Raw genomic sequence first — 502 nt, 5'->3', positions numbered from 1 at the left:
CCGCGATGAAGCGCCGCGATCTTCTTCTCGTCCTTGTCGACGCAGGTGACGTCGTGACCGAAATCCGCAAAGCAGGCTCCGGACACCAGTCCCACATAGCCCGTTCCGATCATCGCGATTCGCATGAAAAACTCTTTCCGTTGAAGACGGATGTTCCACTGAACACCCTAGACCATTTCTGTATCCGGCCGCACGCCCAACATTAGGGCAGGTTGCTTCGCGAACCGAATAAACCTTAACCGCCGCGCGTGACAGGCGTTGCGGTCATCTCCTGAAATGCGCGACATGCATTGGTTGCATTCTACGTATGCGACAGATACGCCTCGTATGCGCGTCTTACGCCGTCCTCGAGCGAGGTCGTCGCGCGCCAGCCGAGCTTGGCGAGACGGCTGACGTCCAGCAATTTGCGCGGCGTGCCGTCGGGACGCGAGGTGTCGAAACTGATCTCGCCGCCGTAGCCGACGATGGCGGCCACGACGCGCGCGAACTCGGCGATGGTGAT

At 60.2% G+C, this 502-nt stretch carries 1 protein-coding gene and 1 pseudogene; both read right to left on the bottom strand.

The genetic code is table 11. The annotated features are described in order from the left end of the window. Positions 1 to 125, bottom strand: a 125-nt coding sequence (locus tag AC0L3X_RS47425) for an NAD-binding protein (RefSeq protein WP_212102385.1), incomplete at its 3' end; no start/stop codon positions are given. A 176-nt stretch (positions 126 to 301) separates the two neighbouring features. After that, a pseudogene (locus AC0L3X_RS47420) lies at positions 302 to 502 on the bottom strand (GDP-L-fucose synthase); the annotation flags it as partial.

The sequence above is a fragment of the Bradyrhizobium sp. MI1.7 genome (assembly GCF_055811795.1).
The sequence above is the reverse complement of the archived record's forward strand: the minus strand, read 5'-3'. Positions and strand labels throughout refer to the sequence as shown.